The 12,864-nt window shown below is 36.2% G+C and carries 13 protein-coding genes and 1 other annotated feature (1 of these 14 only partly in view); of the genes, 8 read left to right on the forward strand and 5 right to left on the reverse strand.

The features are described 5' to 3' along the window. Positions 1–10 precede the first annotated feature (10 nt). The 4 genes from OXT66_RS07020 (at position 11) to OXT66_RS07035 (ending at position 4,231) form a co-directional block, all read left to right on the forward strand. Positions 11–1,135, forward strand: a complete 1,125-nt coding sequence (locus OXT66_RS07020; RefSeq protein WP_268596654.1) for a D-alanine--D-alanine ligase family protein — start codon at positions 11–13, stop codon at positions 1,133–1,135. Positions 1,136–1,186: 51 nt separating this feature from the next. Beyond that, positions 1,187–2,605, forward strand: a complete 1,419-nt coding sequence (locus tag OXT66_RS07025; RefSeq protein WP_268596655.1) for a glycerophosphodiester phosphodiesterase family protein — start codon at positions 1,187–1,189, stop codon at positions 2,603–2,605. A gap of 33 nt (positions 2,606–2,638) precedes the next feature. After that, positions 2,639–3,178: a DNA-3-methyladenine glycosylase I gene (locus OXT66_RS07030; RefSeq protein ID WP_268596656.1), complete on the forward strand. Its 540-nt coding sequence runs from the start codon at positions 2,639–2,641 to the stop codon at positions 3,176–3,178. 141 nt (positions 3,179–3,319) lie between these two features. Next, on the forward strand, positions 3,320–4,231 hold the full coding sequence (locus OXT66_RS07035) for a helix-turn-helix domain-containing protein (protein ID WP_268596657.1): 912 nt from the start codon (positions 3,320–3,322) through the stop codon (positions 4,229–4,231). A gap of 47 nt (positions 4,232–4,278) precedes the next feature. Here OXT66_RS07035 and OXT66_RS07040 read toward each other — a convergent pair whose 3' ends face one another. The 5 genes from OXT66_RS07040 to OXT66_RS07060 all read right to left on the reverse strand — a co-directional run bounded on the left by OXT66_RS07040 (position 4,279) and on the right by OXT66_RS07060 (position 7,778). Continuing rightward, positions 4,279–4,752 carry a universal stress protein gene (locus tag OXT66_RS07040; protein WP_268596658.1) on the reverse strand — a complete coding sequence of 158 codons (474 nt, stop codon included), beginning with the start codon at positions 4,750–4,752 and terminating at the stop codon, positions 4,279–4,281. 72 nt (positions 4,753–4,824) lie between these two features. Next, on the reverse strand, positions 4,825–5,112 hold the full coding sequence (locus tag OXT66_RS07045; protein ID WP_268596659.1) for a hypothetical protein: 288 nt from the start codon (positions 5,110–5,112) through the stop codon (positions 4,825–4,827). 12 nt (positions 5,113–5,124) lie between these two features. Further along, positions 5,125–6,405 (reverse strand): replication-associated recombination protein A, encoded by a 1,281-nt coding sequence (locus tag OXT66_RS07050; RefSeq protein ID WP_268596660.1) that lies wholly within the window; start codon positions 6,403–6,405, stop codon positions 5,125–5,127. Between the two features lie 107 nt (positions 6,406–6,512). Continuing rightward, positions 6,513–7,121 (reverse strand): 30S ribosomal protein S4, encoded by a 609-nt coding sequence (gene rpsD, locus OXT66_RS07055; protein ID WP_268596661.1) that lies wholly within the window; start codon positions 7,119–7,121, stop codon positions 6,513–6,515. A 189-nt stretch (positions 7,122–7,310) separates the two neighbouring features. Further along, the gene (locus OXT66_RS07060; protein ID WP_268596662.1) at positions 7,311–7,778 is read right to left on the reverse strand and encodes a GAF domain-containing protein; all 468 of its coding nucleotides are present in this window, start codon (positions 7,776–7,778) and stop codon (positions 7,311–7,313) included. Positions 7,779–7,934: 156 nt separating this feature from the next. Here OXT66_RS07060 and OXT66_RS07065 point away from each other — a divergent pair, with 156 nt between their 5' ends. The 4 genes from OXT66_RS07065 (at position 7,935) to OXT66_RS07080 (ending at position 12,793) form a co-directional block, all read left to right on the forward strand. Further along, a complete protein-coding gene (locus OXT66_RS07065) occupies positions 7,935–9,680 on the forward strand; it encodes a septation ring formation regulator EzrA (protein WP_268596663.1) in 1,746 nt (581 codons plus the stop codon). 155 nt (positions 9,681–9,835) lie between these two features. Then, positions 9,836–10,981 carry a cysteine desulfurase family protein gene (locus tag OXT66_RS07070; protein ID WP_268596715.1) on the forward strand — a complete coding sequence of 382 codons (1,146 nt, stop codon included), beginning with the start codon at positions 9,836–9,838 and terminating at the stop codon, positions 10,979–10,981. Between the two features lie 9 nt (positions 10,982–10,990). Continuing rightward, positions 10,991–12,208 carry a tRNA uracil 4-sulfurtransferase ThiI gene (gene thiI, locus OXT66_RS07075; protein ID WP_268596664.1) on the forward strand — a complete coding sequence of 406 codons (1,218 nt, stop codon included), beginning with the start codon at positions 10,991–10,993 and terminating at the stop codon, positions 12,206–12,208. 72 nt (positions 12,209–12,280) lie between these two features. After that, on the forward strand, positions 12,281–12,793 hold the full coding sequence (locus tag OXT66_RS07080; RefSeq protein WP_268596665.1) for a peroxiredoxin: 513 nt from the start codon (positions 12,281–12,283) through the stop codon (positions 12,791–12,793). A gap of 27 nt (positions 12,794–12,820) precedes the next feature. Then, positions 12,821–12,864, forward strand: a binding site (T-box leader); it runs 155 nt beyond the window's last position.

A 12,864-nucleotide genomic window follows, 5' to 3' on the forward strand; every position in this document is an offset into this window, starting at 1 on the left:
ATGAGAAATCATGGAAAATAAAGAAAAGTTACGAGTAGCACTCTTATTTGGGGGAAACTCCTCTGAACACGATGTTTCAAAGCGTTCTGCACATAATATTTACGATGCAATGGACAAGGATAAATATGATGTGGCTTTATTCTTAATGACTAAAAACGGGATCTTTTTATCTGAAGAAGCTTCTAAACGAGTTTTTGAAGGCGAACCCGAAGATCAAGTGGTAGCTGAAGAACTTCCTAAATTAGACATGAGTAATCCATTAGCTCCGATTATTAACTTGGGTAACACGGAAAATATTGACGTCTTTTTCCCAATTATTCACGGTAATTTAGGTGAAGATGGTACTATTCAAGGCCTACTAAGATTACTTAATAAACCTTATGTAGGAAGTGAAGTTTTAGGTTCTGCTATGTCATTTGATAAGGATATTACTAAAAAGATCCTTAATCTTGCTAACGTTAGAAACACTAATTACGTTTTACTAACCCCTCAAACTGCAGAACGGTATACTTATTCAGAATTAGCCGACAAATTAACCCCAACACTATTTGTTAAGCCAGCTAACCAAGGCTCCTCTGTGGGGATTCACATGGTTACTTCCGAAGCTGAGTATGCTACAGCATTAGAAGATGCTTTTAGATATGATGACAAAGTATTGGTGGAAGAAGCTGTACGAGGACCAGAAGAATTAGAAATTTCTATTCTGGGTAATTACCACCCAATTGCATCAGTTGTTGGGGCTATCAAAGTTCCTGTAGAAGATGAATTCTATACTTATGACAATAAGTTTGTGGATGCCAGTCAAGTTATTTTTGATATTCCAGTTGATGTGCCAGTGGAATTATCTCAAGAAATTACGGAAATGGGCTTGAATGCATTTAAAGCCTTAGGTTTACGCGGGCTTGCTCGAATTGATTTCTTAGTTTCTGAAGATGGAGTTCCTTACTTGGGTGAGGTTAATACCTTGCCAGGCTTTACCAATATTAGTTTATACCCTCAAATGTGGGAAAAATCTGGTATTTCATATGTTGAATTGATCGATCGGTTAATCCAACTAGCGCAAGATGAACACGATCATCAAGCTAAAATTCTTCATGATTTTAAGGCTTTAGATCCTAAAGATCAAGATATCTAAGTATGTTAAAATTGAGACGATACTAATCGTCTCTTTTTTTGGAGGAAAATTGTGCAAGTAAAGATCAGTTTAAACAAAACTGAATTAATGTTACTAGCTTTGGTCGCTACTTTGGGACAGTGGCTCAATGGTCTAAAGTGTACTTGGAATTTTTTAATTTTGGGTATTTTTGGAATCATCATTATTTGGTTAGCCTTCATTGGTCAACGAATGTTAGCTAAATTTGAAAAAGACAAATGGGGGGTAATTAGTTTAGGAATTATGGCCCTCTTACCATTTAATTTTTTAGGGCTACTAGCTGAAGTGCTGACGTACGTTCCAATTAGTGGCAGTGTCATTTTATTTTTAAATAATCATTTTAAATTGGTAATTAGCTTGGGAATTATCCTTACTATTATTATTTGGTTAATACTAGCTGTTATGTTAGCTCGATTTTGGCATACTACAATCCAATTACAAATTAGGCAACTGATAAAAAATATAGGTCTGTATTTAGGTTGGCTAGTAGGGTTAACTGGAATTTTATTACTTACTGCTGAAATATTCAAAACTCAATGGATAACTGCTGTTTTAAACGGGGGATTAATCTTAGGATTGTCTGTAGGCCAACTATGGCTTTTAATTCACGTTTGGGCAGGTGGTAACTTAATTCAATACGATGATAATTCATGGGTTAGCTTAATTATTGGTGCTACAGCGGTTGGATTAGGGTTTAACTTAACTAATATGATGCACAGTTTTCCCCAAGAAATCATTGCTCATCGCGGGGTATATCAAAAAAATGAACTCCCCAACACCATTTCTGCGTTAACCCAAACAAGCCAACAAAAATTTGACTTTGTTGAAATGGATGTCCGAGAAACTAAAGATCACCAATTTATTTGTCAGCATGACGATGAGTTTCATTGGGGCGTCAATCATGCTGATCAAGTGGAAAACCTAACTTTAAAGCAAATTAAGCAACATAGTAAAGTTGATTTGTTTAAAGATTATATATCCGTGGCTAATCAAAAGCACCAACGATTATTGGTAGAAATTAAGCCTGGTAATGTCAATTCCAGATTTGCTGGACGAGATTTCATTCATCAATTTAAAACACAAATGAAACAAAATAATGGCATGGTTCATTCGATGGAGTTAAGCTACTTGCAACAAATTAAACAAATTACTGATGAAGTACCGGTCGGATTAGTATTGACTATTAACACTGGTAACGTAATGAATAAACCAGTTGATTTTTATTCGGTGCAGGCTTTTACCCTAAATCCAGCATTTGTCCAACAAGCTAATCAACATAAGCGTCCAATTTATGTTTGGACGGTTCGACGATCAATTCAATCGTTGATTTTAAAAACAATACCGATAACGGGACAAATTACAGATATTGGCAAAACGGTTCGTTACTTAAGATTTCCCCACTCTTTAGGACAAGAAATGTTTTTAGTGGCAACCGCGTGGAATTATCTTTGATTTCCCGTATTTAACTAGTAGAGGTGATTTTTTATGAATAGATGTGATTGGGCAATGAAAAGCCCGGCATTACTTTATTATCATGATGCACAGTGGGGTCAACCAGTAATGGATTCTAAGAAATTATTTGCTGCCCTATGCTTAGAAATTTTTCAAGCAGGTTTATCTTGGGATACGGTTTTGAAATATAGATTGGGATTAGAAACGGTTCTTATGCATTTGGACTACCAGCAGTTAGCTAAATGCAATGAACAGGATATTGCTGAGTGGATGAAAGATGATCGAATTATTCGCAACCAAGCTAAATTAGAAGCGATCGTTCATAATGCTCAAGCTCTAGATAGTTGCAATGAATCATTCACTGAGCTGGTATGGCAACCGGTAAACTACGTTACAGTTGATCATCATTTGAAAGAATCAATGGCAGAATTAGACTACACAGAATTTGTAAAACCTTTTGTAAATAACTTTAAACAATTAGGCTTTATTCGTGTGGGGGATAAGACCGTATATAGTTTTTTACAGGCCGTAGGGGTAGTTAATGATCATTTAGAATCGTGTACTTTTCGGTAAATAATATTAATTATTTTAATATGTTGACTATGCTTTTTAGTTATATTAAGATAAAAGACGGAAATGATGAAAACGATTTCATCAATTGCTATTTGAGGGGAAATCTAAACAAGAAATCTAAACAAATAGGAGTTGCCGTCAATGAAAGTTAGTGGGGCTGCGATCAGAAATAGAAGGCTAAAATTAGGATTATCTCAACGGGAGTTAGCTATTGATATTTGCACTCAAGCCACTATTAGTACGATTGAAAATAGTTGTGAATGTAAGAATAGTGAAACTTTAACTAAAATTTGTAACAAAATTGGGTTACTACCGGAAGAAATTACCAATAAATATATTTATGGTGAACGGATATTAAAAATAACCGAAATTCATCTATGCAATGATCGACTTGATTTAGCTGAAAAAAATTGGCAAAAAATCAAATGCCAACGACTTGATAATAGTAAAAATATTGATCGCTATAATTTATGTAAGGCTATTATTGGTTTGATTAGTAAAAATGATACGGATGAGGCCCTTTTTATTTTTAATGAAATCATTAGACGAAATAACTTTTCTAATAACGAGCATTATATTGCCTGGTGCTTTGTTGGAATTGGACGTTCTTATATGCAGAAAGGTTATCTAGAGAGAGCCAATCAGTTTTATAAAATTGCTTTAACCAAAATTAACGCAACTGCGTTACAAAAGCGAATGGATCTAGAACGAGTTATCGATATATACAATGTTATTGTTAAATCTGCAATTTTATCCCATAGTTATGAACTAGCTGCTCAAGCATCACAAATGGCTGTTAAATTACTATGGAAAAAGCAAAGTTTATACCGCTTGACCCAATTATTAGAATTTAATTGCCAAGCTAATTGCTTATTAAAAAGGCCTAAACGGGCAAGTAAAATGGCATTGTTAGCATATTGGCATCGACAATTTAATGATGCGGCTGCTAATATTAACGAACAAATCCCCAAAGTTTATTTGCCAACGGTTGATGAATTGGTTATGGATATTATGGACCAAATAAATGTGGATGAAGAAGTTAAAAATAAGTAAATAAAAAACACTAACAAATAATTGTTAGTGGTTTTTTTAAATATGCATTAATTTTCAGGTTTTTTAGCGGGGTGATTGTCCAAATCAGTTCTTACAACTAAAACGTCACATAGGGCAGTTCGAGTTACAAATTCAGTGACAGAACCGATTAAGAGACGTTCTACGGCGTTTAACCCAGTGGCACCGATCATGATTAGGTCGATGTGCAAGTTACGTGGCAGATCTTTAGCAATTACGGATTTAGGAGCTCCATATTCAATTGAATAGTCGATCTCGTTCAGCCCAGCTTGGTGAGCTTCTTGAACGTATTTTTCTAGAGTTTCCTTAGCGGTATCCGTCACTTGTTCGACCATGGAAGTATCAAAACTAGAAATATTTTGAAATGCTCTCGTATCGACAACGTGAACTAAATGAATAGTCGCTTGATTTCGAATCGCAACTGCGACGGCTTTCTTGAACGCCAATTCAGCTTCATAAGATCCATCGACAGGAACTAAAATCTGTTTATATTGTTGTAACATAGCACTCACCCCTATAGTTTTGTTACATTCATTGTACGTTATTTTAATGAAAATACAAAATATTAAAATCGATTATTTGATTTTTAAATGGTTAAATAGGATAAATTGAATAGCTGTAGCTGCTATGGTAGCGATTAATAAGACGATAATAATAAAGATAGAATTTTGTAAAAATAAAGCAATAACTCCCAATAACGCAGTTATTAAAAGGGAACTCCCTCCCCAAATAGCAATGTTTTGGACCACTGAATCAGTGGTAGGATCAAGTGACAAGAAAGGTTTGTTACGATGACTTATTAGATAACCACCAAGAAAGGCGGTAATACCAATGATAATTATAATTAAAATGTTGACTAACATAAGTTCCTCCAATTAAATAGGTTTACCCTGAGCTTTTCTAAGCTGGTAATATTGTTGATTTAATGCGGTTTCATATTTGCCATTGGCTTTGGGTTGATAGTACTGATCAAATTTAATTTTATCTGGTAGATACTGTTGTTTAACCCAATCATTAGGAAAATCATGTGGATACTTGTAGTCAATTCCACGGCCTAATTTAGCTGCTCCCTTATAATGTGCGTCTTTTAAGTAGGCCGGAATTTGACCGTAATTGCCATTTCTTAAGGTGGCAGTAGCTGCATCAATAGCTGATATACCAGAATTAGATTTAGGACTTAAGCATAGCTCAATAATAGCATCTGCTAAGGGAATTCTTGCCTCTGGTAACCCTAACTGTTTAGCTGCCGAAACCGCAGCAACTGTATGTTCACAGGCATTAGGATTAGCTAAACCGACATCTTCATATGCGATTACTAATAAACGGCGCATTAAGGAAATTAAATCTCCAGTTTCAATTAACCGAGCAGCATAGTGTAAAGCCGCATCGGTATCAGATCCTCGGATGGATTTTTGCAGGGCGGAAATAACGTTGTAATGAGCATCGCCATCACGATCAGCATTAATCGCTTTTCGTTGGAGACATTCTTCAACGATGGAAAGATCAATATTAATGATGTCATCTCTGTTGGGAGTAGTTGATTTTACAGCTAGCTCTAACGCATTTAATGAAGACCTTAGATCACCATTAGTGGCCGTACTTAGGAATTGTAGCGCTTCATCCGATAATGTTACGTTGTAGTCTCCCAATCCATTGACTTTATCTATTAATGCACGTTGAATAGCCACTTGAATATCTTCCGGGGTAAGGGGATAAACTTCAAAAATTTGAGTTCTACTTCTAATGGCGGGATTGATACTAATGTAAGGATTTTCCGTGGTTGCACCGATTAAAATAATCGAACCGTTTTCTAAAAGGGGCAATAAAAAATCTTGTTTTACTTTGTCAAGACGATGAATTTCATCCAATAATAAAACTACTGTGCCACTCATTTTAGCTTCTTCAGCAACGATTTGAAGTTCTTTTTTTCCATCAGTAGCAGCATTTAATTTACGAAAAGCATACTTAGATGAACCAGCAATTGCACTGGCAATGCTGGTTTTTCCAGTTCCAGGAGGACCATATAAAATCATAGAAGATAGTAGTTTGGCTTTTACCATGCGTTCAATAATTTTTCCCGGACCAACTAAGTGTTGCTGACCAACTACTTCACTAATCTGAGTAGGGCGCATTCTATAAGCCAGTGGTTGTTGCATGTAAATCCCTCCTTAATCAACTTAACTGGTGCAAAGCAACATTATAACATTTTTGCTAAATAAAAAAGTGTTTTGCCGTAGCAAAACACTTTAGAAAAGCTAATAAATTATAGCTTGTTGTAGTATTCAACGATTAATGATTCGTCGATATCTGCATCAAGTTCATCACGTTCTGGTAAACGAACTAATGAACCTTCAAGCTTGTCTGCATCAAATGATACATATTGAGGACGACCAACAACAGCTTCAACGGCATCCTTAATTACTTGCATATCTTTTGATTTGTCACGAACGCTGATTACTTGGCCGACTTTAACTTCGTATGAAGGAATATCAACACGTTTGCCATCAACAGTGATGTGACCATGGTTAACCAATTGACGAGCTTGACGACGAGTAGTAGCCAAACCTAAACGGTAAACCACGTTGTCTAAACGTTGTTCCAAAAGAATCATGAAGTTAACACCGTGCTTGCCGTGACGGATCTTACCGGCACGAACGAAAGTGTTAGCGAATTGACGTTCAGTCAAACCGTACATGAAACGTAACTTTTGCTTTTCGCGAAGTTGCATTCCGTATTCTGAAAGTTTTGAACGACGACCTTGACCATGATCACCAGGTGCATAAGGGCGACGAGCTAATTCTTTACCAGTACCTGATAAAGAAATTCCTAAACGACGTGAAATACGCCAACTTGGGCCTGTATATCTTGACATAAATAGATTCCTCCAATATTTTGTTGGAGTAAAATAATCCATGTAGGTTTAGTATTCGTGCATGCTGCTTTGTAACTTTCGCTCAAGCAGCCGTTGAGTTACTAATCAACCCGTATTAAGGGCACCAACATGTTGACGAGCTTACCGCCTACTGCTGCATTATTTTACACAATGGACATTCTATAGGTTTTATTCAAAGTTGTCAACGTGATTTAAGAAGACAGCTGCTAATTCTACAATTAAATCTTCATCATCCAGAGAAAATCTATCTATAATAGGAGAATCGATGTCTAACACTCCCAATAAACGTTCATTTTTAATTAATGGGACCACAATTTCAGAATTTGAAGCGGCATCACAAGCAATATGACCTGGAAATTCATGAACGTTCTTGATACGCATGACGCTTTGTTGGGTAATAGCAGTACCACAGACGCCGTCACCATTTTTAATGTGCATGCAAGCTACCTTACCTTGAAAGGGGCCTAAAGTTAGTTCGTTATTAGCATAATTATATAAGTAGAATCCAACCCAATTAATTTGATCAAAGGATTCATTGATTAGAGCCGAGGTGTTAGCCATATTGGCGATTAAGCTAGTTTCATTAGTTAATAAAGCATCTAATTGTTTACTGATTAAATGGTTAAGATTAGTCATAATTCTTACTCCTTGCTTAAATTTACTGATTTGAATGGATTATACTATGATATAATGCTTTTTAGATGCACTACAAATGAATTTATTAACAATACATAATAATTGTTTTGAATACTAATTCAAGCAAAACTTTTGATTTGAAGGACGGGAACCAGAATGCTGAATCTTTTGCTCATTATTATCACAGCTTGCGTACTTATTTATTTAGCGGTTGCTTTTTACCAACATCGAATTAACCAACAGGCTACCGCGATTTATGAAAACAAGAAGCCGTTATTTGATATTCCACTGGATGAAGAATTTGAATTGGCTCAAAATTTGAACTTAACAGGGGAATCTCAACGAAAATACGATCAGCTATTAAGCCAATATAAAAATATTCACCAAAATTTGATTCCTAGTATTGATGATAAAGTTAAAGAGGTCAAAGAAGATACCAAAGGCGTTAACTTTATTCTTTCTCGCCAAAAATGGACAGAAACCAATCAACTAATTGATGATGTTGAAGATCAAGTTAAAAGTATCCAAGCAGGATTAGTTCAGTTACAAGACTTAGATAAGCAACATAATATTGCAATTACGGATTTAGAAAAACAGTATCAAGATTTACGACAACAACTATTGAAACAAAACGAAGAGTTAGGACCTAGTATTGATGCGCTAGAAAAAATGTTAGCTGACATTGAAGATCAATTCGATGAATTTACTACCTTAACTAAAAAAGGTGACCATGATAGTGCAGAAACCATTTTGTCTGAATTAAATACTACAACCAACCAGCTAAAAAATTATATGGAAATTATTCCGGGATTAAATCAAGAACTTCAAGTAGAATTTCCAGAACAAGTTCAAGAATTAGGGAAGGGTTATCAAACTCTGACACACCAAGGATTCAATTTTGAAAATGATACTTTTGAAACCCAATTAGAACAAGTGCAGACCCAAATTAAACAAAATAATGATAATTTAGCGGCGTTAAACGTCAATGTAGCTCAAGATGTTAATACTGATATTTCTCATCGGATTGATCATCTTTACCAGTTCTTAGAAGATGCCATTGAAGATAAACAAGTGGTGGACGAACAGGTGACGGTGATTGCCAAATATATTGATCATTTACGTCGTCAAAATACGGATTTAACTCGTAAATTAGAACGACTAAATATTGACTATGTTTTAGATCATAAAGAGATTGAAAATAATCGTCAGTATACCGAACAAATTCGGGCAATGGGTACTGAGGCTATGCGTCAAAAAGAAGCAATTCAACGTGGACAAGCTGTTTATAGTCGTATTCGAGCCGATCAACAGCAAATTATGCGTAACCTAGAACAAATTGAAGCTTCTCAAAAGGAACTCTATGATCAAGTGATTGATCTTCCCGCAGAAGAAGAAAAGGCGCGACAAACTTTGCGCAAGTTTGATTTAGAAATGCGTAACAAAAAACGAAGAGTGGATAACCACAACTTACCAGGCACACCCAGTGACTACAGTAGTAGCTTTAATGCGGTAATTAAAGAAATTGAACGATTAAGTCAAGCATTAAATCAACCTAAAGTTGACGTAGAGGAAGTTTCTAAGCAGGAATTAATTATCCAATCCGATATGGATAATTTAGAAGAAATGACCACAAAATTAATTGATGATGCTGTATTAGCGGAACAATCATTGCAATTTGCTAACCGTTTTATTAATACTGATCCAGATATTGCCGCCGCTAGCAAAAAAGCTCACTTGGCATTTGATCACGATTATAACTACACTAAGAGCCTGGCAACCATTGCTACTGCTCTAGAAAGTCAGTATCCAGGTTCGTATCAAAAAATAGAGCAAGAGTATTTTGCTACTAAGACACCGGCTAATACTGTGAAAACAGAATCAGAAGAAATTAATGAAGATTAAAAACGTCCGAGAAGGACGTTTTTTTATTTTAGAAAATAACGACTATAATACTTTATCAACTTAATGAGGGATTTTTATTTTACCCAGAATGGTGTATCATAGTAATTCGTACAATTGTTGGAGTCGAACCAATGATTAATAAAAGAGGTTTTAAAATGATTTATTTTGATAATAGTGCCACAACTCAGGCGTTACCTGAGGTTGTAGATACCTATTCAAAAGTAAGTGCTAAAATTTGGGGAAATCCATCAAGTTTGCATAACTTTGGGGATCAGTCCTTTAACTTACTTGAACAATCTAGAAAACAAATTGCTGATCTGCTACAGGTTAACCCTGATGAAATTTATTTCACTAGTGGAGGAACTGAAGGCGATAACTGGGTTATTAAAGGGACAGCCATCGAAAAACGGGCTTACGGTAAACATTTGATTACCAGCTCCGTTGAACACCCAGCTGTTCACAACACAATGCAACAATTAGAAAAATTAGGTTTTGATATCACTTATTTACCAGTTGATGAAGCGGGACAAGTTTCGGCAGCTGATTTAAAAGCGGCGATTCGTCCCGATACGATCTTGGTATCCATTATGGCAGTGAACAATGAAATTGGTACGATTCAACCATTAGCAGAAATTGCGGAAGTTTTAAAGCAATACCCTAAGATTCATTTCCACATCGATGCGGTTCAAGGAATTGGCAAGGGATTGCATTCTGAAATTTTTAATGAACGAGTAGATTTCGTAACTTTTTCTGGTCATAAATTCCATGCTCCCCGCGGAGTTGGCTTCATGTATAGCCGTCGGGGACGCAAGTTAGCTCCATTATTGACTGGTGGAGGTCAAGAAAAAAATCAACGAAGTGGAACCGAAAACGTACCGGCAATTGCAGCCATGGCTAAAGCTTTGCGGCTATTATTAGCTGATGAAGTTCAAACTAATGAAACTGAAATAACAATTAGAAGAGCGATTGCAGACCACGTTAAACAATTTGAGAAGGTTACCTTGTTCTCACAAGACGATGAACGTTTTGCTCCACATATCCTGTGCTTTGCCATTCAAGGAGTCCGAGGAGAAACGATCGTTCATGCGTTTGAAGAACACGGAATTTATATTTCTACCACCAGTGCTTGTTCATCCAAAAAGCATATGGCTTCTAGTACGTTAGCAGCAATGAAGATACCTAGTGATTTATCAACGAGTGCGGTAAGAATTTCGTTAGGGGATCAAAATACCATGGCTGAGGCCGAGACTTTCAACCAGGTGTTTGATGAATTGTATACTGAGTTTGACAAATTAAGTTAGGAGTTTGAAATGCAATATACCGAAATTATGGTTCGTTACGGCGAGCTCTCTACGAAGGGGAAAAATCGAAAAGATTTTATTTACCGGCTTGGCATGAACGTTCGTTCAGTCTTAAAAGACCTTCCTGAAGTAGAAGTTAAAGCTCAACGAGATCGACTACACGTTCAATTAAATGGTGCTAATGCTAGCGAAGTAATGAACCGTTTATCTCTAGTTTTTGGAATTGAAAACTTTTCACCATCAATTAAAATTGAAAAAAATATGACTGACATTAAACAAACTGTGTTGGAAATGGTTAAGCAACAATACCAGCCAGGAATGTCATTTAAAATCAATACTCGCCGTCAGGATAAGGACTTTGAGTTTGATACCAACCAAATTAACCTTCAATTAGGTGATTACGTCATTGATAATATTCCTGATATCAAGGTTTCAATGAAACAACCAGATATATCTGTCCGAGTTGAAATTCGTATGAACGGGGCTTATATTTCTTCTGAAACCATCAAAGGAGCTGGTGGCTTGCCAGTTGGTACTGGTGGGCATGCTACCATGATGCTTTCTGGCGGAATTGATTCTCCGGTCGCTAGTTATTTAGGGATGAAACGGGGCGTTAAAATTGATATGATTCATTTCTATAGTCCTCCATATACTAGTGAACAAGCTTTGGCTAAAGCCAAAGAATTAACTGCCAAATTAGCTAAATTTGGTGGCAACATTCAATTTATTCAAGTACCATTTACCGAAGTTCAAGAAACAATCAAAGAAAAGGTACCTGAAGGGTACTTAATGACTATTCAACGCAGAATGATGCTGAGAATTGCTGCTGAAATTACTCGTCAACGCGGAGCTATGGGCATTTTCAATGGTGAATCATTAGGTCAAGTAGCTTCTCAAACACTAGAAAGTATGGCTGCTATTAACGATGTTACTACGTTACCAGTGCTGCGACCATTGATCTCCATGGATAAAACGGAAATCATTAAGATTGCAGAAAACATTGATACCTATGAACTCTCTATTTTGCCTTACGAAGATTGTTGTACTATTTTTACTCCACCTTCGCCTAAAACTAGACCGAACTTAGAAAAATCTCGTAAATTTGAACAAAATATTGACGTTGAAGGCTTAATGCAACGGGCCATTGATGGAATTAAGGTTACTGATATTGCCGCTACCGATGAATTTATGAATGCTGATGTAGAAGCATTTGCTGAATTGCTATAGGGTTATTACTTGCTTCTTGAGCATATTTGGGCTATCTTATTGTTAATTAAAGGCAATAAGGAGTGAACTGGCATGCAAATTACTATCGGTGGTCAAAGTGAATCATTATTTGGTAATCCCCCAGAAGTAGGAGACCAATTACCAAAGTTTAAAGTACAAAATGCTGAAGGCAACTGGGTGAAAACTGCGGACATTATTGGTAGGATTACTATGTTATCAACTGTTCCTGACATTAATACCCCGGTTTGTAGTTTAGAAACCAAGCGTTTTAACAAAGAAGCTGATATGTATCCAGATGCACGGTTTATCACCGTATCAAACAATACAATTGAACAACAACGGGATTGGTGTGCTGCTGAAGGAGTAGCTAATTTAAAGTTACTCTCTGATGAAGAGTTATCTTTAGGTTACGCAATGAAGGTTTATTTACCTAATAACGGTACTCTAGCTCGGACAATTTTCTTAGTTGATCAAACTGGCAAGATTGTATACCGACAAATTGTTCCTGAATTACATGATGAACCTGATTACAAGGAAGCCTTAGCTGCATTAAATCAAATCGCTCAACGGCGTGTTGACGATTAAGAAATTTTTGGTTAGAATTAAATTTGTCTTGAAGCGTTGAACAAGAGGAGTAAACCAGGTCTCTGCCCAGA

Source organism: Lentilactobacillus senioris, from assembly GCF_026798195.1.
GTDB lineage: Bacteria > Bacillota > Bacilli > Lactobacillales > Lactobacillaceae > Lentilactobacillus > Lentilactobacillus senioris_A.